The organism is Pararhodobacter sp. (genome assembly GCF_034676545.1).
Taxonomy (GTDB): Bacteria; Pseudomonadota; Alphaproteobacteria; order Rhodobacterales; family Rhodobacteraceae; genus Pararhodobacter.
Map to the genome: position 1 here is coordinate 3,152,806 of NZ_JAUCBZ010000015.1, position 19,939 is coordinate 3,172,744.

General features: G+C 63.4%; 20 protein-coding genes. 9 read left to right on the forward strand and 11 right to left on the reverse strand.

Annotation, left to right across the window (positions count from 1 at the left end):
- The 4 genes from VDQ28_RS18915 to VDQ28_RS18930 form a co-directional block, all read right to left on the reverse strand.
- Complete coding sequence (locus VDQ28_RS18915) at positions 1-546, reverse strand: hypothetical protein (protein ID WP_323037402.1); 546 nt, start codon at positions 544-546, stop codon at positions 1-3.
- A gap of 7 nt (positions 547-553) precedes the next feature.
- Positions 554-973 carry a hypothetical protein gene (locus VDQ28_RS18920; RefSeq protein ID WP_323037403.1) on the reverse strand — a complete coding sequence of 140 codons (420 nt, stop codon included), beginning with the start codon at positions 971-973 and terminating at the stop codon, positions 554-556.
- Positions 970-1,539, reverse strand: coding sequence for an RNA polymerase sigma factor (locus VDQ28_RS18925; RefSeq protein ID WP_323037404.1), 570 nt, complete (start codon positions 1,537-1,539; stop codon positions 970-972). The genes VDQ28_RS18920 and VDQ28_RS18925 overlap by 4 nt, the downstream gene beginning before the upstream one ends.
- Before the next feature lie 100 nt (positions 1,540-1,639).
- Positions 1,640-2,236, reverse strand: coding sequence for a hypothetical protein (locus VDQ28_RS18930; protein ID WP_323037405.1), 597 nt, complete (start codon positions 2,234-2,236; stop codon positions 1,640-1,642).
- A gap of 176 nt (positions 2,237-2,412) precedes the next feature.
- On the opposite strand from VDQ28_RS18930, the gene VDQ28_RS18935 reads away from it, so the two are divergent.
- Both VDQ28_RS18935 and VDQ28_RS18940 read left to right on the forward strand, forming a co-directional pair.
- Complete coding sequence (locus VDQ28_RS18935; RefSeq protein ID WP_323037406.1) at positions 2,413-2,814, forward strand: DUF983 domain-containing protein; 402 nt, start codon at positions 2,413-2,415, stop codon at positions 2,812-2,814.
- A complete protein-coding gene (locus VDQ28_RS18940) occupies positions 2,811-3,515 on the forward strand; it encodes an NUDIX hydrolase (protein ID WP_323037407.1) in 705 nt (234 codons plus the stop codon). The genes VDQ28_RS18935 and VDQ28_RS18940 overlap by 4 nt, the downstream gene beginning before the upstream one ends.
- Before the next feature lie 87 nt (positions 3,516-3,602).
- On the opposite strand, the gene gltX is transcribed toward VDQ28_RS18940, so the two are convergent.
- The 3 genes from gltX to VDQ28_RS18955 form a co-directional block, all read right to left on the reverse strand.
- A complete protein-coding gene (gene gltX, locus VDQ28_RS18945) occupies positions 3,603-4,928 on the reverse strand; it encodes a glutamate--tRNA ligase (RefSeq protein ID WP_323037408.1) in 1,326 nt (441 codons plus the stop codon).
- A gap of 69 nt (positions 4,929-4,997) precedes the next feature.
- On the reverse strand, positions 4,998-5,753 hold the full coding sequence (locus VDQ28_RS18950) for an RlmE family RNA methyltransferase (RefSeq protein ID WP_323037409.1): 756 nt from the start codon (positions 5,751-5,753) through the stop codon (positions 4,998-5,000).
- Positions 5,754-5,762: 9 nt separating this feature from the next.
- Entirely contained in the window at positions 5,763-6,914 is a 1,152-nt protein-coding gene (locus VDQ28_RS18955) for a Ppx/GppA phosphatase family protein (protein WP_323037410.1), read from the reverse strand.
- 483 nt (positions 6,915-7,397) lie between these two features.
- Between VDQ28_RS18955 and VDQ28_RS18960 the strand changes: the two genes are divergently transcribed.
- From VDQ28_RS18960 to VDQ28_RS18980, 5 genes are all read left to right on the forward strand, one after another.
- On the forward strand, positions 7,398-8,087 hold the full coding sequence (locus VDQ28_RS18960) for an outer membrane protein (protein ID WP_323037411.1): 690 nt from the start codon (positions 7,398-7,400) through the stop codon (positions 8,085-8,087).
- 280 nt (positions 8,088-8,367) lie between these two features.
- Positions 8,368-8,673: a virulence factor gene (locus VDQ28_RS18965; protein WP_323038161.1), complete on the forward strand. Its 306-nt coding sequence runs from the start codon at positions 8,368-8,370 to the stop codon at positions 8,671-8,673.
- 16 nt (positions 8,674-8,689) lie between these two features.
- Positions 8,690-9,616, forward strand: a complete 927-nt coding sequence (locus VDQ28_RS18970) for a methylenetetrahydrofolate reductase (protein WP_323037412.1) — start codon at positions 8,690-8,692, stop codon at positions 9,614-9,616.
- A gap of 117 nt (positions 9,617-9,733) precedes the next feature.
- Complete coding sequence (locus VDQ28_RS18975) at positions 9,734-10,714, forward strand: methyltetrahydrofolate cobalamin methyltransferase (RefSeq protein ID WP_323037413.1); 981 nt, start codon at positions 9,734-9,736, stop codon at positions 10,712-10,714.
- Positions 10,715-10,889: 175 nt separating this feature from the next.
- Complete coding sequence (locus tag VDQ28_RS18980; protein WP_323037414.1) at positions 10,890-11,300, forward strand: universal stress protein; 411 nt, start codon at positions 10,890-10,892, stop codon at positions 11,298-11,300.
- Between the two features lie 36 nt (positions 11,301-11,336).
- On the opposite strand, the gene VDQ28_RS18985 is transcribed toward VDQ28_RS18980, so the two are convergent.
- The 4 genes from VDQ28_RS18985 to VDQ28_RS19000 all read right to left on the reverse strand — a co-directional run bounded on the left by VDQ28_RS18985 (position 11,337) and on the right by VDQ28_RS19000 (position 18,798).
- Positions 11,337-12,884 (reverse strand): trimethylamine methyltransferase family protein, encoded by a 1,548-nt coding sequence (locus VDQ28_RS18985; protein ID WP_323037415.1) that lies wholly within the window; start codon positions 12,882-12,884, stop codon positions 11,337-11,339.
- A gap of 61 nt (positions 12,885-12,945) precedes the next feature.
- Complete coding sequence (locus VDQ28_RS18990; protein ID WP_323037416.1) at positions 12,946-15,381, reverse strand: FAD-dependent oxidoreductase; 2,436 nt, start codon at positions 15,379-15,381, stop codon at positions 12,946-12,948.
- 8 nt (positions 15,382-15,389) lie between these two features.
- Positions 15,390-16,286, reverse strand: a complete 897-nt coding sequence (locus VDQ28_RS18995; RefSeq protein ID WP_323037417.1) for a homocysteine S-methyltransferase family protein — start codon at positions 16,284-16,286, stop codon at positions 15,390-15,392.
- A gap of 94 nt (positions 16,287-16,380) precedes the next feature.
- Positions 16,381-18,798 carry an FAD-dependent oxidoreductase gene (locus tag VDQ28_RS19000; protein WP_323037418.1) on the reverse strand — a complete coding sequence of 806 codons (2,418 nt, stop codon included), beginning with the start codon at positions 18,796-18,798 and terminating at the stop codon, positions 16,381-16,383.
- Positions 18,799-18,952: 154 nt separating this feature from the next.
- Here VDQ28_RS19000 and VDQ28_RS19005 point away from each other — a divergent pair, with 154 nt between their 5' ends.
- Together VDQ28_RS19005 and VDQ28_RS19010 are read left to right on the forward strand one after the other, a co-directional pair.
- On the forward strand, positions 18,953-19,594 hold the full coding sequence (locus VDQ28_RS19005) for a metal ABC transporter solute-binding protein, Zn/Mn family (protein WP_323037419.1): 642 nt from the start codon (positions 18,953-18,955) through the stop codon (positions 19,592-19,594).
- Positions 19,539-19,862 (forward strand): metal ABC transporter solute-binding protein, Zn/Mn family, encoded by a 324-nt coding sequence (locus VDQ28_RS19010; RefSeq protein ID WP_323037420.1) that lies wholly within the window; start codon positions 19,539-19,541, stop codon positions 19,860-19,862. Before VDQ28_RS19005 ends, VDQ28_RS19010 begins: the two co-directional genes overlap by 56 nt.
- The last annotated feature ends 77 nt before the right edge of the window (positions 19,863-19,939 follow it).

Genomic DNA, 19,939 nt, shown 5'->3' on the forward strand with positions numbered 1-19,939 from the left:
TCAATCGTCGTCGCCGCGGCCAAATCTGCCCGGCCCGCGATGGTGCCAGCTTTCTTCCAGCGTTTGCGCCATTTCGCGCCGTTGCGCCAATGTCAGCGCGGCAACCCGGTCTGAAAACGCGATCTGGGCGGCATTCAATCGCTGCGCCAGAAGTTCACGCTCGGCGCCCAGCAACGCCGCGAAGGCCGCGCCATCGAATGTCTCGGCGCGCAGCATCTCGATGATGCGTCCATTGACGGCCGCGATCCGTTCTCGCCGCTCCTGATGCGTCAGACGGTGCCCATGATCCCCGGGCAAGCCGCGCGCGCGCTCCATCGCCCGCAGATCCGCCCGCGCCTCGGCGGGCAGCGCACGCCACAGGCTGCGAAAATCGGGCTGTACATGGGCGGTGGACTCGAACCGCGAGACCCGCATCATGCCGCCCGCCAAGATCCCGATCAGCATCACGTTCAGCATCAGGGACACGACCAGCGCGATTCGCAAACCTCGACGGCTTTTCAACGACTTACCCTGTGTTGTCGGGCTGGAATTGGATGTCTGTGTCATAGCCGTCTCATTCTCCGTCGCCGCTCATCAAGACCAACAGATCGGCATCGCTCGCGTCCATCGGCCCCGCATCCACCCAGGTCGAGACCGTCGGGCTGACCGTCGCCGCCCCTTGCCAGAATTGCGTCACCAGATCGCCGGTCAAACCCGGGCCGGCAAAACCGATCCAGACACCCGCCACGCCGGCCGCGCCGACCCCAGCCAAGCCGGGCACGCCACCCAGATCCGCCAGGATCCCGCCCAGCCGCGCCAGCCAGCCGCGCGGCGCCTCGGCCGGCACCGCCGCCGCCGCATCCGCCAACAGCCGCAACCGCAACCCTTCGGGCACAGGATCAGGCTCGGCCAATCGCGCCTCGGAAAACAGCGCCTCAAGCGCAGCCTCGTCGCGTCGGTCGAATGGGTCGTTGTGCATCCGCTCTTGGCTCATCTGTCAAACCCCAGTTCTTCGCGGCGCCCTGACAACAGGTCCGCCAATCTGCGTTTTCCGCGCGCCGTCAAACTCTCGACGGCTTCAACCCCGATGCCCATCGTCGCGGCAATATCGGGGTTTGTCAGCCCCTCGAGATGCCGCAACACCACGGCGACCCGCTGTCGCTCGGGCAACAGCGCCAAGGCATCATCCAGGGCGCGCCGCCGGTCGGTGTCGATCATCCCCTCGACCACACCGGGCGCCGGGTCGTCAGGCTCATCAATCGTGTCCAGCCCGACGCTGCGCCGACGCCGCAAGCGGTCCGTGGCCAGGTTCGCCGTGACCCGGTGCAACCAGGTCGAGGGCTGCGCGCCCCCCGCCTGCCATTTCGGCGCGATCTGCCAGAGCCGCAACATCGCCTCTTGCGTGACGTCCTCGGCTTCGGCCTGATCTTGCAACAACCGCCGCGCCAGACGAAACACGCGCGGCGACAGCCGGTCCACCAACAGCGCCGCCGCCGCCGAGTCGCCCCCGGCGCTCAGCGCCAACAGGGCGTCATCGCTCAAAGCGTCGGTCGCTGTCATCGAGAGGGCTGTGTCCCTTGGCATGATACGTCGTCATTTGGGCCGCGTGGTGAGGTCGGCCGCCCCGTTGGGGTAGCGCCCGACCTCGGGTTTCACAAGATCAGTTGTCGTTGCGACCCATGCGGCCACCCATGCGGCGCTGCATATGCTCCTGCATCTGGGTCAGTTCCTCCGCGTCGATCTGGCCATCCTCATTTTGGTCCATACGCTCAAAGATCTGCGCGCTCCGGTCGCCCCGGTCCATGCGCCCCCAATCGCCGCGGCCCCGGTCATCATCCCCGCGACCCCAGCGGCCATGCCCGTGACCCTGCCCGTGACCATGCCAGCCTGCACGGTCGCCACGGTCGCCACGGTCGCCACGCTCTCCACGATCCTCGCGCCGTTGCTCACCCAAGGCGGTAAACCCCGCGATCAACTCGTCACGGGTCAAGGCCGCGTCGCCGTTTGCGTCACCGGCTTCGATCAGGGCATCGGCCCGCGTGCCCATGGCCTCGGCGCGACGCGCGGTCATCTGTTCGGTCACATAGCGGCTCCATTCCTCGGATGAAATGCCGCCGCTTGCATCCGCATCTGCGGTTGCGAAATCAATCTGTGGCGGCTGCTGACGCATGGGCGAGCCTTGTTGCGCCCAGCTGATCGCCGGGATCGCGGCCAGAACGACGGCAATCGCGGTCAGGGTCTTGGTCTTGGTGGTCATTTTAGCGCTCCATCTTGTCGTTGATGCCAGTAATACGGTGCAGCGCGGGCATTCCGTCGCAGGTCTTCGGAAAAACCTGAACTTGACGACAAGGGTGTGATAATGAACGTTCCAACGACATCTTTGAAGCGGCCGAACCGCCGTCTATACTCGCCCTTTGCAAATACGAGTCTGCCATGAGCATTACAAAATCTTCCTCGCTTCGCCCGGTTGATGATCGCCCGCTGAAGCCCGCGTTGCGGTTGGGATGGGCGCGCAAATGCCCGTCCTGCGGCAAGGGTCAGATGATGAAAGGTTACCTCAAGGTTGCCGATGCCTGCCCGGTGTGCAACGAGCCGCTGCACCATCACCGCGCCGATGATGGCCCGGCCTATCTGACGCTCCTGGTCGTCGGAAAATCCGTTATGGCCATGTATTTGGCCATTTATCTGGCGTTCGAGCCATCGCCCTGGGTGATGATTGCCCTGTGTTGGAGTGTGGCGCTTGTGGCGGCGCTCTGGCTGCTTCCGCGGTTCAAGGGCGGATTTGTCGCGCTGCAATGGTCGCGCCGCATGCATGGATTTGGCACCAAACCATGAGCCTCGACCCCGAAAATACCGGTGAGAACCGGCCGATCCGTGATGCCGCGACGATCGTTCTGGTGCGCGCGGGGCAGACGGACAATCCGCAGGTGCTGATGGGGATGCGCGGTGCCGGGGCTGCGTTCATGCCGTCGAAATATGTGTTTCCGGGCGGCGCGGTTGACCCGGATGACACGAACATCTGCCTGCGGCCCGGCGTCCCCGAGGATCAGCGCCGGTTGCTTGGTAAAAACCCCGTGACCGCCAAGCCGCCCTCGCCCGAGGCGATGATCAGCGCCGCGATCCGCGAGCTGTGGGAGGAGGCCGGACAAATCCTGGGCGTTCCGGGTGCATGGGACGGCCCGGTGCCCGACGATTGGGCGGATTTCGCCAAGGCCGGGCTTTGTCCGGCGGGCAACTCGATGCAATTCATCTTTCGTGCGGTGACGCCGCCGGGGCGCACGCGCCGTTTTGATGCGCGGTTTTTTCTGGCCCGCAGCGAGGATCTGGCGACCGACCCTGATGATTTTTCCCGCGCCACCGATGAACTCAGCCACTTGCATTGGATCGCCCTCAGCGAAGCCCGCACCCTCGATCTGCCCTTCGTCACCGAGGTTGTCCTCGCCGAGGCCGAGGCCGTGCTGCGCGCCGGTCGCGTCGACAGCGTGCCGTTTTTTGACAACTCCGGCCCGGAATCGACCTTCCGCCGGATCAGTTAAGACCCGGCGGATCGGTTACCAAACGGTAAACCCTGCAATCTAACGTCTTGATTTTGTTGGTCCCACGGGATGTCCCACGGGGGGACATCACCCGGATTGGCCCGGCGTTTTTTGCAACAGAGGCATCAACGAGGCCATATCCGGCCCATGATCCAATCCGGTCACCGCCTTCCGAAGCGGCATGAACAATCCCTTGCCTTTTCGACCCGTCGCCGCCTTCACCGCGCCCGTCCAGTCAGACCAGGAGGTCGCTCCATAAGGGGGCGGCGGCAGCAATTTGAAAGCCTCCGCCACGAAATCCGCATCCTCCGGCGCAACCATCGGAACCGCCCCGTCGCGGCACAAACTCCACCACTGATCCACATCATCCAGCCGCGTGATATTTTCCCGCGCGACCTCCCAGAACGCCGGCGCGATCGAATCCGGAACCCCCAGCGCCGCCAGTTTCCCGGCCACCGCCGCAAACGGCAGCCCCTGAACATGCCCGCGCGTGAGCGGCCACAGATCCTCGGCGTCGAATTTTGTCGGTGCCGACCCGAATTGCGACAGATCGAACCCCTCGGCGATCTCATCCAGCGTGGCCCGCAATTCCACCGGCTGCGACGATCCCAGCCGCGCCATCAACGACAGCAGCGCCATTCTTTCGACCCCCTGCGCGCGCAGATCCCGCAAACTCAGCGTCCCCAACCGTTTCGACAGCGCCTCGCCATGCGGGCCGGTCAGCAGTGAATGATGCGCGAAATCGGGAACCCTGCCGCCCATCGCCCGGATGATCTGAATTTGCGTCGCCGTATTCGTGACGTGATCCCCGCCGCGCACGATATTCGTAACCCCCATATCCATGTCATCAACCGACGAGGCAAAGGTATACAAGACCTGCCCGTCGCCCCGGATCAACACCGGGTCCGAGACCGAGGCCGCATCAATCGAGATGTCGCCCAGAATGCCGTCGGTCCATTCGATCCGCTCCAGATCCAGCTGAAACCGCCAATACCCGGCGCGATCCGCGCGCAGTTTTTCACGCGCCGCGTCATCCAACGCCATCGCCGCGCGATCATAAACCGGCGGCTTGCCCATGTTCAGCTGTTTCTTGCGCTTGAGGTCCAGTTCGGTCGGGCTCTCGAAACACTCATAGAACCGCCCCGCTGCCCGCAATTGATCCGCCATCTCGGCGTACCGATCCAGCCGCTCGGACTGACGCTCGACGCGGTCCCAGGTCAGCCCCAACCATTCGAGATCGGTCTTGATCCCGTCGACATATTCCTGCTTGGAACGCTCCTGATCCGTATCATCGAGGCGCAAGATGAACTCGCCGCCGGATTTGCGCGCAATCAGGTAATTGAACAGCGCGGTGCGCAGGTTGCCAATGTGCAGATAGCCAGTGGGCGACGGGGCGAAACGGGTGACGGTCATGCGCAAACTCCTGTTGCCGACGGTTTTTCACAGGTCGGCGATATTGTCCATATCACGCCACAAAGCGCATCATTCCGGCACTGTGTCGTCTGCCTCGGGTGCCTCGTCAATCCGTCCGCGAAAGCCCGTCGCGACGACGAATTTCTCGGAGCTGTCGGACCGACTGGCCGCCGGTTTCACGTTGTGAACCTTGGTGAAACGTTGCTTGAGGAGGTGCTGAAGCTCCCCCTCGGCCCCGCCCGCCAACACCTTGGCGACAAAAGTCCCGCCCGGGCGCAGCACGTCAAACGCGAAATGCGCCGCGTGTTCGCACAGGGTGATGATGCGCAAATGGTCGGTTTGCTTGTGCCCGGACGCCGACGCCGCCATGTCGGACATCACCACATCGGCGGTGCCATTCAGCCAGCCTTTGACCTTGTCGTCAGCGCCTTCATCCAGAAAATCAAGGACATGCACTTCGGCGCCTGCCACAGGCTCGACCTCTTGCAGGTCGATACCCAGAACATAACCGATGCGCTTGCCCGATTTTGCGCCCAGCGCATTCACCCGCTCGACGGCCACTTGCAACCAGCCACCCGGCGCGCAGCCCAGATCAACGATCCGCGCGCCCGGCACCAAGAACCGAAACTTGTCGTCGAGTTCGAGTATCTTGTATGCAGCACGCCCGCGCATCCCCTCTTTGCGCGCCCGCGCGACATAGGGGTCGTTCAACTGGCGCTCCAGCCAGCGAGTCGAGGACATCTTGCGGCCCTTGGCCGTTTTGACCTTCACCCGAAGATCGCGCTGTCCGCGCCCCGAGGTGCCTTTGGTGGGCGGATTCGCCATCGTGTTTCCTTACAAGTTTTGCAGCACACCGTCGTGGCTCATTTGCGCATAGAGCATCCCCTCGCGCAGGCCACGGTCGGCGACTGACATGACATCGGTGGGCCAGACCCGCATCAACGCCTGCAAAATTGCCGCCCCGGACATGATCAGCCCATGTCGGTCGCGGCCGATCCGCGGGTCGGTGCGCCGCCCCTCTGGCCCCAACGCCAGATAGTCGCGGATCACGGTGTCGATCTGCACCGACGTCATGGTCAGCCCGTCCACCTTGTTGCGGTCATAGCGGCGCAGACCCAAGAACGACGCGGCAACGGTGGTCACGGTGCCCGAGGTGCCGATGATCTGAAACCCCTTGCGGGGCGCCGGGTTCTGATAGGGGGTGAAACTGTGCAGCTGCTCTTCAAAATGCCAACTCATCAGGGCGAATCGCGCCGCATCACTGTCAACATCCGAGAAGAGTTCGCGCAGCGTTGCCACGCCCAGCGGCACCGAGATCCAGTCAACCACCCGGGCCTGATTGGGCAACAATGGCGCGCTCGGCTTGGCGTCCAGCCCCAGCTTCACGCTCAGGATCGCCTCGCGCCGCTTGTTGGGTGCCACGTCGGACAGGTCGATCCACACAAGCTCGGTCGAGCCGCCGCCGATGTCGATGACCAGCAGTTGCTCTGCCCCCTCGACGACCAAAGGCGCGCAGGAGATCACCGCCAGCCGCGCCTCTTCTTCGGTGGGAATGATTTCCAGCCGCAGCCCGGTTTCGCGCTGGATCTTGCGGATGAATTCAGACGAATTATGCGCCCGTCGGCACGCTTCGGTCGCGACCAGTCGCATTCGGACAACGTTGTGGTCATCAAGCTTGCGGCGGCAAATGCGCAGGGCCTGAACGGTACGCGCCATTGGCCCATGGCCAAGACGCCCCGTTGCCTCGAGGCCGGTGCCGAGTTCCACGGCACGCGAAAAGCTGTCAATCACCTCGAATTGCGGGCCCTTGGGGCGCGCAATGAGCATGCGACAACTGTTTGTTCCCAAATCGAGCGCGGCGTAAAGCCCCGCCCCCTTGGGCGATGTCTGGCGCCTTGGGTCTTTCCCGGAGGAAGCCCGCCCACGCTTGGGTGGCCTCGACGATGCCGGGTTCGCCGCCGCGCCTGCGGGACGTTCGGGCGTCATTGCCGCCCTCCATTTCGTGTTGCCCCTATCCTAGTGCCCGCGGACCTCCGGCGCAAGCCGCGATGCACGGGGTTGACCCGCTGTTAAAGGGCTGAGCATCGCAAGTTGACGCCGACCTCGCCATCTCGTTGCCGCGTCGTGCTGGCCGCGAATCAATATGAGCGGCGCCGGGCCCATGCACCGCGTCGCAAGGCCCCACACGCCCAGGATGAGCGGATTGCCGCCGGTTGCCGCCAGGGTGAAAACATCATCGACGCTTCCGTTGCGTCAACTCTGTCAACATATCCAGAGGGTTAAGCACTTGTTAGGAAAAAAACGCAAAATCCGTGACCGACCGCGGAACCAATGACAGCGCAAAGAGTTGATTTCTTGAAGCAAGTTGGCCGTGACATACTGTGCAAGCCGTTGATGATTTTTTACTGCCCGCAAATGCCCGTGTGACATCCCGAATGTCAACTTCCAGATGCTGAAAGGAGACTTCCCATGAAATTTTCACTGATGACAACTCTTGCTGCAGGCCTCGCCGCAGGCCTTGCGACTTCGGCTTTGGCGTCTGGTCCGGTTACCGTGTACGAACCACCCATCGTGCCCTTCGTGCCCGCAACCTATGATTGGAGCGGCTTTTATGCCGGCTTGCACGTTGGCACGCTGCTTGACAACAACAATTGGGCCGAGCGCTCGGGCCCGGTGGCGAACACGCCCGGTGATTGGGGCGGCACCCCGTGGGGCTTGACCGCTGGCTATAACATGCAAAGCGGTGCGATGGTTTATGGTGCCGCATTCGACTATACCGGCGGAACCTTGACCGCCAATTCAACCACCGGCGGGGGTTTCTTCTGCGTCGGCGGCACCTGTACAACCACTGTCGAAAACGGCTTTGCCATCCGTGGTCGCATCGGTCGCGCCTTTGATCGCACGTTGATCTACGCCACCGCAGGTTTGGCCTCGGGCGATGCGACGGGCTTTGCTGGTGTCACCACCGGTCAAGATCGGCTGACAGGCTGGACCGCGGGAATCGGCATTGAACATGCCGTCTCGGACGTGGTGTCGCTCAATCTTGAGTACCTGTACACCGACCTTGGCCGCCTGGAGTTGCCGACGGCTTGCGGTGTCAATTGTTACACCGACGTGAATTACGGCACGGTCCGGCTGGGCGTGAACTTCAACTTCTGACCCGGTTGACGTGCACAAGGTCTCGGCAAAAAACGACCATGGGTCACAGGCCCGTCCCACCTTGGGGCGGGCCTTTTTGCTGGGCATACCCGCATTCGTTCACGAAGTTCATGAAGAATATTCACCGCGCGCGCGCTGGCTCACGCGGCGGCAAGCCTGTATCCCATAGGCGGGTCGCAAGGTGACCCGCGCAGGTCGAAAACAACGCCTCAGACCATCGGGAAAACGGCGATGCAGAAACACGCGCATGAAACAGGAGCCCGCAATGTCAGATGCCACGCTGAACCCCGTCACCATCGTCTATTGGCGCGATATCCCCGCCCAGGTGATCGTCGGCAAAGGACGGCGCGCGGCCAAGGTGCAATTGCCCGAGCGGTTCGAGCAGGCGATTGACCGCTGCGCGATGAAAGTCGGCGCACGCGATACCAACTCATATCTGGCCGATTGGCGCAAAGCCGACCCCTATGATGTCGCTGGCGAGCAGGAACACGTCGCCCGCGCCGAGGCCAGCCGTCTGGAACAGGAATACGACACCGCAAGGATCAAAACGTTGATCGCCAATGACGGGCGGGACACGCGTGTGTAACCTGAGGGAGGTTCTGATGGCTTTGTTCAAATTTGGCCGCAAAGAGAGTGGCGCGCCGGTCACCGGTTCTGAAATGCTGATCCCGTTTCTTCAGGGGTTCTCGATCGAGGTGATGCCACGCACGGCGGAAAAGATCGACGATTTCGCCGCCATCCTGCCGGTGGGAACGCGTGTGTATATCGCCCATATCGACGGGACTCCGATTGACGAGATGGTCGCCACCGCCGCGCGCCTGCGCCGCGAAGGCTTTGAGCCGATGCCGCATTTCCCGGCGCGGATCATCAAGGACAAGGCCATGCTGACCGAATGGGTCACGCGCTACAAAGCCGAGGCCGATGTCAAACAAGGTCTGCTGCTGGCAGGCGGCGTGGACAAGCCGGTTGGCGATTTTCATTCCTCGATGCAATTGCTGGAAAGCGGCGCGTTTGACGGGTTCGAGCGCCTGCACGTCGCGGGCCATCCCGAAGGCAACAAGGACATCGACCCCGATGGCTCGGACAAGATGGTGATGGATGCGCTGCGCTGGAAACAGGATTTCAGCACCCGCACCGATGCCAAGATGGCGCTGGCAACCCAGTTCTGTTTCGAGGCCGCGCCGGTCATCGCCTGGGTCAACCGCTTGCAAGCCGAGGGCATCGACCTGCCGGTTCATATCGGCGTCGCGGGCCCGGCAAAACTGCAAACGCTGATCAAATTCTCGATCGCCTGCGGCGTGGGCGCGTCGTTGCGCGTGCTGCAAAAGCGGGCGATGGATGTCTCGAAACTGTTGCTGCCCTACGAGCCCGACGAGTTCGTGTCCGCCCTCGCCGCGCACAAGGCCGCCAACCCGTCGTTTGGCATCGAGGCCGTGCATTTCTTCCCGCTGGGCGGCATCAAGACCAACGCAACCTGGATTTCAAACCGCACCATCCCGATGGCAACCGCCGCGCAAGCGAACGGCTGACACGCATCCAAGGCGCCCGCGCTGGCAAAAACCGCAGCCTAGCCCGCTGCGATGGCGCCATTGACACTTTCGACCCACGCTCGAGGCACTCCTCAAGCACTCATCAGGAGTTCCACCATGACCCGCACCGTCCTCGAATCCGCCACAAAAACCGTGATCATCGGTTTTGACGAACCATTCTGCGTCATCGGCGAGCGCATCAACCCGACGGGCCGCAAGAAGCTGGCGGCCGAGTTGGAGATGGACAATTTCTCGACCGTGGAAATGGACGCGCTGGAGCAGGTCTTGTGCGGGGCGACGGTGCTGGATGTGAACTCGGGCGCGGTGTTCACCAATCGGATGGCCGCTGATCCGCGCTATGCCGACAACAACTTTGTCGAACCACCGCTGATGAAAGCACTGATCGAATGCGTGCAGGCGATCACTGACGTGCCGCTGTGCATCGACAGCTCGGTGCCCGGCGCGCTGGAAGCGGGGCTGAAAGCGGCCAATGGTCGCCCGTTGCTGAACTCGGTCACCGGCGAGGAAGAGCGGCTGGAATTGGTGCTGCCGCTGGTCAAGAAATACAACGTGCCGGTTGTGGCGATCTCGAACGACGACACCGGCATTTCCGAGGACCCGGACGTGCGCTTTGCGGTGGCGAAAAAGATTGTCCAGCGCGCGGCGGATTTCGGCATTCCGGCCCATGACATCGTCGTGGATCCCTTGGTCATGCCGATTGGCGCGATGTCCACGGCCGGAAAACAAGTGTTCGCACTGGTGCGCCGTTTGCGCGATGAGCTGGGCGTCAACACCACCTGCGGCGCGTCGAACATATCGTTCGGCTTGCCGAACCGTCACGGCGTGAACGCGGCGTTCTTGCCGATGGCCATTGGCGCGGGCATGACCTCGGCGATCATGAACCCGGTGCGGGCGCAAGAAATGGAAGCGATCCGCGCGGCCAATATGTTGATGGACCACGATCCGAACGGCGGCGAGTGGATCCGTTTGGCCAAGGTGCTGGAAGCGATGAAAGACGGGGCAAGTTTTGCCGAGGCCTCGAAAGCCGCCTCGTCGGCGGCCTCGGGCCGACGCGGCGGGCGCAAGGGTCGCGGCTGATTTCAGTCCGTGGTGACCGGTTTTGCGGGCGGCCTTCGGGTCGCCCTTTTCATATGATGACTTTCTGGCGCAGGAAATTACCGCACAGGTCATCAGTCTTGACGCAGATCAACGTGAGCCCCTAATCTCTGGCCTAAAGTCGCTTGCAGACGCGAACATGGATTGGAGAAACCCGATGTACAAGAATATCATTGTTGCCGTTGCTCTCAGCCACGGTGACGCTGGCAAGGGCCTGCTGGACAAAGCCGTTGACCTGCTGGACGAGGGTGGCGTCATCCGTCTTCTCACCGTCTTGGAAGATGTCCCCAGCTATGTCGCCGCCGAATTGCCGCGCGATCTGAATGACCGCCGCCAAGCCGAAGCCAAGGTCGAATTGAGCGTCTTGGTCGCAAGACAAGACGTGAACATCCAACCCGAGGTTCGCACCGGCGCACCGGCCGGCCAGATCCTGCAATGCGCCGAAGATACGGGCGCTGACTTGATCATGATCGCCTCGCACCGGCCCGGTCTGAGCGATTATTTCATCGGTTCGACGGCAGCGCGTGTGGTTCGCCACGCGCAGACTTCGGTCCTGATTTCGCGCTGACGTGCGACGCGCCAGCGTTGGCTGGCGCGCCCGCCTCTATTGAAAATACATGTTGAACCTGGCCCGCACCGCGCGGTCCAGAGCGGGGTCGATCTGGCAGGGTGCCTTGGCCAGAATATCCGCCGTGCGCCGCTTTGCGCCGTCCAGCAACCTTGGCCGCCCGGCCTCGTTCCATTCCTTGGGACTCATCCGGTTGCCGAGAGCGGGGTAGATATATTCGGTCTGCATCAGCTTGAGCGTCTGATCCGAGCCCAGATAGTGCCCCGGCCCACCCAGACAAACCTCTTTCATCACGTCGATGGACACGCTGTCCTCGGTCACGTCGATGCCGCGCACACAGCGCAACGCCTGCCCTAGCAGATCATCGCCAAGTGTCAGGGATTCAAAACAAAATCCCAGAAGCGAGGCGTGCATCCCGACCGCTTCATACACCATGTTCAGGCCAGACAACCCGGCCAGCGTGTTGGAAATCGCCATTTCCCAGCCCGCTTGCATATCGGGCAGTTTGCTGTCGGCAATCCCTGCCGCCGCCCCCCCCGGCAGGCCATAGAAACGGTGCATCTGCGCGCAGCCTGCGGTCAGCAAGGCTTGCTCGGCGCTGCCGCCGGACATCGCACCGGTCCGCAGATCGGACACAAACGGCCAGGTGCCAAACACCGCGGGATGGCCCGGCGCGATGCTGTTGACGTAGACCACGCCCGCCAGACATTCAGCCACCGCCTGCACGATCGTCGTGGCAATCGGTGCGGGCGAGGTCGCGCCTGCCTGCCCGGCTGACAGCAACAGGACCGGCATCCCCGCGCGGATACACGCCTCCATCGTGATGCAGCTTTCCTCGGCGAATTTCATTGGCGGCACGACGAAGCAGTTGGAATTGCTGACAAACGGCTGCTCGCGCCACGCAGCCTCAGAGCCCGCAACCATGTGCAACAACTCGAAACACGCCTCGACATGCGACGGATCCGAGAATGACGTCCCGACGTGTTTCGTGGTTCCCGCCAGCGCGCCGTAGAGCGTATTCAGGTCCATTTCGAGATTGTCGGTGACATCGCGCGCGACACAAATTCTCTGGAAGAAGTGCACGTTATCAAGGTGATGCACCAAGCGGGCGGCGTCATGCAGGTCTTGCGCCGTCGAGTCGCGGTACGCGCCGGTGTCGATATCGACGACATGAACTGCCGCCCCCGCCGTGCCATAGTGAACGCGCGTGCCCGACAGATGAAGGTGATGCTTGGGGTCGCGGCCATAAAGCGTGATGCCGCGAGACGCCTTGGTCAGCATATCCTCGACCAGCGCGCGCGGATACCGCAGGCGGCCGTCGTCGCCCAGAATGGCCCCGGCGGCGGTCATCGCGTCAATGCCCGATTGCGGCGCGTTGGCCAGACCAATGACCTCCAACGCGTCCAAGGCGGCCTCGTGGATGCGCAACACCGCGTCTTGCGACAGGGGGCTGTATTGTCCGCCGGAAATGCCCGCGCGCACCGGGCGCAAATCATCGGCCAGAGGCGCAGAGCGCACCGCAACCCGGGCCGCGCGTCCGCCGGATCGGCGCGCTCTTTGGGGCATCTGATCTTCAGCAGTCATCGCGTCTCTCCTCGATCAATCGTTTCAAAGGACGTCCTTCAGGGGCGCGCGCCCCTTTGTGCTATTGTTTCACGCGGGCGGATTTGGGATCATAAAGCGGTGCCAACGACGCCGTCGCCGGGACGCGCCGCCCGGCAATGTCGATGTCATACCGCGAGGCCAAAACCTCGGACGCCGATTGCCCGGCGCAGGGCACATAGCCCAGCGCCACCGACCCACCCAGATGGTGGCCGTAATTGCCGCTGGTGACCGTGCCGACGATCTCGCCATCGCGGCAAATGGGCTCGTTGTGATAGGCCATCGCGGCGGGGTCTTGCAGCAGGAACTGCACCATTCGCCGTTGCAACCCGGCCTCGCGTTTGGCCAGCACCGCGTCGCGGCCGATAAATTCGCCCTTGTCGGTTTTCACCGCAAAACCCAAGCCCGCCTCGAGCACATGATCCTCGTCGGTGATATCATGGCCGAAATGGCGAAAGCCCTTTTCGATGCGGCAGGAGTTGAGCGCATGGAGTCCGCAGAGTTTCAGGTCGGGCGCGGCCTCGATCAGGGTTTCAAACACATGCGCGGTCTGGTCGGTGCTGAGGTATAATTCCCAGCCCAATTCTCCGACATAGGTCACACGGTGCGCGCGGGCCAAGCCAAGGCCGAGCTCGATGTCTTGCGCCGTGCCAAAGGGAAAAGCGTCGTTGTCCAGCGCGGCGGGGGTGATGCGCGACAGGATGTTTCGCGCCTCAGGCCCCATCAGGCAGAGCACGGATTCGGCGGCCGTGACATCGGTGACGACCGCAAAATCATCGCCCAGCTGCCGCCGAAGCCATGCGAGATCGCGCTGCAAGGTGGCGCCTGGAACGACCAGAAAGAACACGGTTTCCGACAGGCGCGTGACCGTCAGATCGCTTTCAATGCCGCCGCGCGGGTTGAGCATCTGCGTGTAGACGATGCGCCCCGTCGCGACGTCGATATCGTTGGCGCAAACCCGCTGCAAGAACGCGCAGGCATCGCGGCCCTCGACGCGGATCTTGCCAAAGGAGGTCATGTCGAACACTCCGGCGGCGGTGCGCACCGCCAGATGTTCGGCCTTTTGGTTGTCGAACCAGTTTTGCGGCCCCCAGGAATAGCGGTACGCGCGCTCTTGCCCCTCGCGCGCGAACCAGTTTGCCCGTTCCCAGCCCGCGACCTCGCCGAACACCGCGCCGCGCGCCTTGAGATGCTCATGCAGCGGCGTGCGCCGAATGCCCCGCGCGGTTTCCACCTGACGGAACGGGAAATGGTCGGCATAGAGCAGGCCCAGCGTCTCGGTCACGCGCTCCTTGAGATAGCGTTTGTTGCGCTGGAACGGCTGCGCACGCCGGATATCCACCTCCCACAGGTCGAACGGAGGCTCACCCTCGATCATCCAATGCGCCAGCGCCATGCCCGCGCCGCCCGAGGACACGATGCCCACCGAGTTATAGCCCGCCGCGACCCAGTAATTGCCCATTTCCGGGGCCTCGCCCAGATAATAGCGATCATCGGGCGTAAAGCTTTCGGGACCGTTAAAGAACGTATGGACCCCGGCGGTTTCGAACAGCGGCATCCGGTTCATGGCCATGCCGAGAATTGGTTCGAAATGGTCGAAATCCTCGGGCAGGCTGTCGAAACAGAAATCCTCGGGAATGCCGGTCATGCCCCAGGGTTTGGCCTTGGGCTCGAACGCGCCCAGCATCATTTTTCCCGCGTCTTCCTTGTAATAGGCGCATTCATCGGGGACGCGCAGCACCGGCAGGCGGCCAAGGTCGGCAATCGGTTCGGTGACCAGATAAAAATGCTCGGCGGCGTGCAGCGGCAGGGTCACGCCCGAATTCGCCGCCAGATCGCGGCCCCACATGCCGCCGCAGTTGACCACATGGTCGCAGGTGATTGTGCCGACTGCGCCGCCCGCCTCATAGGTCACACCGGTCACGCGTTTGCCGTCGTCCAGCACGCGCAACACCTTGACGCCCTCGATCACCTGCGCGCCGTTCTGGCGCGCGCCCTTGGCGAGGGCCAGCGCGATATTGCCCGGGTCGCATTGCCCGTCCAAGGGCAGATGCACCGCGCCCACCACGTCGCCCACGTTGAGATGCGGGTACATCGCCTTGACCTCGGCCGGGGAAATCTCCTGGACGTCCACGTCAAACGCCCGGGCCAGCGCGGCGGAGCGGTAGATCTCCTCGCGACGGGCCTCGGTCAGGGCCACGGTGATGGAGCCGGTTTGCTTCATGCCGGTGGCAATACCGGTTTCGGCCTCGAGCTTCAGGTACAGGTCGGCCGAGTATTTCGCGAGGCGCGTCATGTTCAAAGACCCGCGCAACTGGCCGATCAACCCGGCCGCGTGCCAGGTCGTGCCGCAGGTCAGTTGCTTGCGCTCCAGCAAAACAATGTCGGTCCAGCCCGCCTTGGCCAGATGATAGGCCACCGAGCAGCCCGAAATGCCGCCGCCAATGATGACAACGCGTGCGTGCGAGGGAATTGACATGGGGGTCCTCAAACGATGGTATGGCCCGCCGCGCGCAGGCGGTTGGCGATTTCGGCAATATGGGCGGGGCCGGTTTCGCAGCAGCCGCCAACCAGCGTGGCGCCTTGGTCAACCCAGCCCATGACGTAATCGGCATAGCGCTGCGGCGTCAGTTCGGGGCGGGCTTGCAAGGCGTCAACCGTGGCGTTGTCCTTGAGGAAATCCGAGGTGATCTGCTGGAAACCGTTGGCATAAGCGCCGAAGGGTTTGCCGGTGGCGCGCAGGGGTGACATCGCCTGATCCATTGCCTCGGGGGCCGAGCAATTGGCCAGAATTGCATCGACGCGGTCGATCAGAGCGCCCAGCGCGGCAATCGGCTCGCCGGAGCGCAGCAGGGTGCCGTCGCGATCCTCAAGCGTGACGCTGAGCCACAGCGGCGTGTCGGGGGCCGCCTGCCGCGCGGCGTCAATCAGCGCGCTTGCGTGGGCGAGCGAGGCCACGGTCTCACCAAGCAGGACATCGACATGGGGCGCGATCAGCGCGGCCATCTCGGCGAACAGCGCGACAGCGGTGTCATGGGGCGGCATGGTTTCGGGGCGATACGAGGCCACCAAGGGCCCCATGGAACCGGCGATCAGGCCAGTGCCATGCGCGGCGCGCGCGGCTTTGGCCTCGGACAGCGCGCCGTCGATCAAGGCCTGATAGCGATGATCCAGCGCGAATTTCACCAGCCGGTCGTGGTGAATCGCATAGGTGTTGGTCGTGGCGAGGCTGGCCCCGGCGGCGAAATACTCGGCATGGATGGATTGCACCATGCCGGGATGGTCGATCATCACGCGGGTCGCCCACAGCGGATGCGGCGTGCCACCTGCGCGATGTGTCAATTCCTGGCCCATGCCGCCATCCAGAAGGGTGATCCGGGTCATGCGAAGGCTCCGATGCGGCACCCGGCGGACCCGCCCAAGGGGGTTTTCCACCCCCTTGGAACCCCCGAGGATATTTGAAGAACAAAGATGGCCATCATGCCCTGAGCCGTTCGTTGCCGGGGTCCCATAGGGGGCCGTCGGGTTGTACCGTGGCGGGGTAGCGCTGGCCGAAGATTTCGACCTCGATTGCCGTGCCCGGCTCGGTCAGGTCGTGGCGCAGCATGCCCAGCGCGATGCACTGCCCGGTGCGGTGGCCGAAATAGCCTGAGGTGGTCTCGCCGACGACCTGGCCGTTGTGCCAGAGCGTTGACATATAGGCCGGGTCACAATCGCCTGCGTCGATGGTCAGCAGCACGAAGCGTTTGCTGACGCCGGATTGCTTTTCGGCGGCAAGTGCGGCTTTGCCCCGGAAGTCCTTGGACCAGTCGATGAAGCGGTCCAACCCGCCTTGCAGCAGGGTGTAATCGGTGGAGAGATCGCCCTTCCACGCGCGATACCCTTTTTCGATACGCAGGGAATTGAGGGCAAACATGCCGAATGGGGTCGCGCCCGCGTCGAGGATCGCGGCGTAGATCGTGGGCATGTCTTTCGGGGTGGCGTGAACCTCCCAGCCCAGCTCACCGGCGAAGGACACGCGCAGCAGTTGCGCAGGCTTTCCGGCAACCTGCGCGGATTGATGCGTGAGCCAAGGCAACGTCAGGTCAGCGTCGGTCAGCTTTGTCAGCAAGGCGCGCGTCTGTGGCCCGGTGACGATGAGGGTTGAGAAGGCGTCGGTGTGATCGACCAGCGACAGGCCCGGCGCGAGGTCTTGCGCCAGCCATTCGAAATCATGCGCTTGTGCGGTGGCAGCGGTGATCAGCGTGAAATGATCCGGCGCATGGCGGATCACCGACATTTCGGTGACGATCCGGCCTTTGACATCGGGGAAATAGGCCAGCGAGATACGCCCGACGCGGGGCAATTTGCCCGAGATCCGCGCATCGAGCCACGCCGCCGCCCCGGCCCCGGTCAGATCGAACCGCGAGAAGCCGGGCAGATCGAGCACGCCGACCCCGTCGCGCACCGCCTCGCATTCGGCCTTTACCGCGTTGAACCACGGGCCTTCGCGGCGCCAGGTTTGTTGCGCAGCGCCGGAGGTGTCGTCGCCGGGGCGCGCGAACCAGTTGGCACGTTCCCAGCCGTTATAGGGGCCGAACTGCGCGCCCAACGCGATCAGGCGGTCATTGTTGGGCGAGAGTTTCTGGCCGCGCCCGGCGGGCCAGGCATAGTGCGGGAAATGGATGGCGTATTCGTGGCCGTAGACCTCCATCCCCTTGGCGACGCAGTAATCGTGGTCCTCATGCCCGGTGAAGCGGCGCGGATCGCAGGACCACATATCCCATTCCGTCGCGCCCTCGGTGATCCATTCGGCCAGCACCTTGCCCGCGCCGCCACCCTGGCAGATGCCGAAGGTAAAGACGCAGGCCTCGAACGCATTGGGCACGCCGGGCATCGGGCCGATCAGCGGGTTGCCGTCGGGCGTGTAGGGGATCGGGCCGTTGATGACCTTTTGCAGATTGGCCTTTTCCAGCAGCGGCACGCGGGCCATGGCGTCGGTGATGTGCCATTCCAGCCGGTCCAGATCATCGGGATAAAGCTGGAAGCTGAAGTCATCGGGCATCGGGTCATCGGGGGTTGCCCAATGCGCGCGGCAGGGGTTTTCATAGGGGCCAAGGTTGAAGCCGTGTTTTTCCTGCCGCAGGTAATAGCTGCTGTCCACGTCGCGCAGCAGTGGCAGTTTGCGCCCGGTTTCCTTGGACCAAGCCTCAAGCTCAGGGATGGTGTCGAACAGCAGGTACTGGTGGCTCATCACCATCATCGGCACGCGGCGGCCAAACATCGCGCCCACGCGGGCGGCGTAATAGCCAGCGGCGTTGACGACAACCTCGCAGCGCACCTCGCCCTTGGGGGTATCGAGCACCCATTCGCCATTCTCGCGCCGCGCGCTGGTGACCGGGCGGAAGCGGTCGATCCGAGCGCCCATGTCGCGGGCCCCCTTGGCCAGCGCCTGGGTCAGTTGCGCGGGGTCGATGTCGCCGTCGTTGGGGTCATAAAGCGCGCCCGTCAGATCGTGGGTTTCGAGAAACGGGTAGCGGGTCTTGATCTCGTCGGGGGCCATGATCGCAAGGTCCATGCCCTGATAGCGCCCCATCCCGACAACGCGCTGAAACTCACGCAGGCGTTCCTGGGTGTGACCCAGCCTGACCGACCCGGTGACGTGATAGTTCATCGGATAGTCAACGGCCTCGCCCAAGCCGCGATAGAGTTCGGCCGAATAGCGCTGCATGTTCATGATCGACCACGAGGACGAGAAGGTCGGCACATTGCCCGCCGCGTGCCATGTCGAACCGGCGGTCAGCTCGTTTTTCTCGAGCAACAGGCAATCTGTCCAGCCCGCTTTTGCCAAGTGATACAAGGCGGATGTGCCGACCACCCCGCCGCCAATGATGACCACCCGTGCCGAATCTGCCATGCCTGCCTCCGTCCTGCGTGCCGAACTATGGCCCAGCGCGAGCGCCGGTTGCAATTCGAATATTCGCGCATAATTGATCGGCTTATCCGATTAGCTGCTGGCTTGCCATTGCGACTCATTCGCAATAAGTCTCGGGGAACCAGCGGAGCCGCCAATGCGTTCAGCCATCCTTGCCGCCGCCTTCCTGACCATGTTTTCGCAGCCCTTGGCAGCGCAGCCCGTGATGCTGGCCACAGTCGGCATGATCGCAGACCCCGCCCGGCGTATCGCAGGCGAATGTGTGACGGTGCAGACCCTGATCGGCGCCGGGCTGGACCCGCATCTGTATCAAGCGCGTCCGTCGGACATTCGCCGGTTGCGGGCCGCGGATCGGATCATGGCGCTGGGTCTGAGCCTGGAAGGGCGATTGGCCGAAATCCTGGCGCGGGTCGGGGCCGCGATCATCGGTGACGCCATCCCGGCCGATCAATTGCTGATGCACAACGCCGCTCCGGATCCGCATTTGTGGATGGACCCCGCCCTGTGGGCCGAGACATTCCCGGCGATGGCCGAGGCGCTGACGGCCCTTGCGCCCGACTGTGCCGATGACATTCAACAGGCCTTGCTCCGTGAGGTTGCGCGCGCATTGGCGCTGGATGCCTGGGCGCGCGAAAGCCTGGCCTCGATCCCTGAAGCGCAGCGGGTCTTGTTAACGGCGCATGATGCCTTTACCTATTTTAGCCGGGCCTATGCCCTTGAGAATGAAGCGATTCAAGGGATTTCCACGGCATCAGAGCCGTCGATTTCGGGATATTGACCAGACCGCGCAACTGGCCGCGGAACGGCGGGTTCCGGCGGCCTTTGTTGAGACCACGCTGAACCCGCGCGCGGTTCAGGCGCTGATCGAGGCGACGCATGCGCGCGGGCATGACCTGGTGATCGGCGGGGCGTTGTATTCGGATGCACTGGGCGAGCCGGGATCGGGGGCCGACACCTGGCCGGGGATGATCGTATCAAATGTGCGCACGATCACCGAGGCACTGGGTGGCACCGTGGCACCGCTGCCGGACGGGCTTTTGCCATAGGCTTGGCGTTCCTCCGCTGTTGAAAAACAGAGGAGTATTTAGAGCAAGATGATGTCGCAGGGCGCGAGTCGCGGGGC

What these genes read in the sequence shown, in the direction of transcription:
- VDQ28_RS18920 (WP_323037403.1), bottom strand. Translation starts at nt 973, where the DNA reads ATGAGCCAAGAGCGGATGCACAACGACCCATTCGACCGACGCGACGAG.
- VDQ28_RS19000 (WP_323037418.1), bottom strand. Translation starts at nt 18,798, where the DNA reads ATGGCAGATTCGGCACGGGTGGTCATCATTGGCGGCGGGGTGGTCGGC.
- VDQ28_RS18955 (WP_323037410.1), bottom strand. Translation starts at nt 6,914, where the DNA reads ATGACGCCCGAACGTCCCGCAGGCGCGGCGGCGAACCCGGCATCGTCG.
- VDQ28_RS19005 (WP_323037419.1), top strand. Translation starts at nt 18,953, where the DNA reads ATGCGTTCAGCCATCCTTGCCGCCGCCTTCCTGACCATGTTTTCGCAG.
- VDQ28_RS18960 (WP_323037411.1), top strand. Translation starts at nt 7,398, where the DNA reads ATGAAATTTTCACTGATGACAACTCTTGCTGCAGGCCTCGCCGCAGGC.
- VDQ28_RS18930 (WP_323037405.1), bottom strand. Translation starts at nt 2,236, where the DNA reads ATGACCACCAAGACCAAGACCCTGACCGCGATTGCCGTCGTTCTGGCC.
- VDQ28_RS18935 (WP_323037406.1), top strand. Translation starts at nt 2,413, where the DNA reads ATGAGCATTACAAAATCTTCCTCGCTTCGCCCGGTTGATGATCGCCCG.
- VDQ28_RS18950 (WP_323037409.1), bottom strand. Translation starts at nt 5,753, where the DNA reads ATGGCGAATCCGCCCACCAAAGGCACCTCGGGGCGCGGACAGCGCGAT.
- gltX (WP_323037408.1), bottom strand. Translation starts at nt 4,928, where the DNA reads ATGACCGTCACCCGTTTCGCCCCGTCGCCCACTGGCTATCTGCACATT.
- VDQ28_RS18975 (WP_323037413.1), top strand. Translation starts at nt 9,734, where the DNA reads ATGACCCGCACCGTCCTCGAATCCGCCACAAAAACCGTGATCATCGGT.
- VDQ28_RS18925 (WP_323037404.1), bottom strand. Translation starts at nt 1,539, where the DNA reads ATGACAGCGACCGACGCTTTGAGCGATGACGCCCTGTTGGCGCTGAGC.
- VDQ28_RS18980 (WP_323037414.1), top strand. Translation starts at nt 10,890, where the DNA reads ATGTACAAGAATATCATTGTTGCCGTTGCTCTCAGCCACGGTGACGCT.
- VDQ28_RS18970 (WP_323037412.1), top strand. Translation starts at nt 8,690, where the DNA reads ATGGCTTTGTTCAAATTTGGCCGCAAAGAGAGTGGCGCGCCGGTCACC.
- VDQ28_RS18940 (WP_323037407.1), top strand. Translation starts at nt 2,811, where the DNA reads ATGAGCCTCGACCCCGAAAATACCGGTGAGAACCGGCCGATCCGTGAT.
- VDQ28_RS18995 (WP_323037417.1), bottom strand. Translation starts at nt 16,286, where the DNA reads ATGACCCGGATCACCCTTCTGGATGGCGGCATGGGCCAGGAATTGACA.
- VDQ28_RS18915 (WP_323037402.1), bottom strand. Translation starts at nt 546, where the DNA reads ATGACACAGACATCCAATTCCAGCCCGACAACACAGGGTAAGTCGTTG.
- VDQ28_RS18990 (WP_323037416.1), bottom strand. Translation starts at nt 15,381, where the DNA reads ATGTCAATTCCCTCGCACGCACGCGTTGTCATCATTGGCGGCGGCATT.
- VDQ28_RS19010 (WP_323037420.1), top strand. Translation starts at nt 19,539, where the DNA reads ATGAAGCGATTCAAGGGATTTCCACGGCATCAGAGCCGTCGATTTCGG.
- VDQ28_RS18985 (WP_323037415.1), bottom strand. Translation starts at nt 12,884, where the DNA reads ATGACTGCTGAAGATCAGATGCCCCAAAGAGCGCGCCGATCCGGCGGA.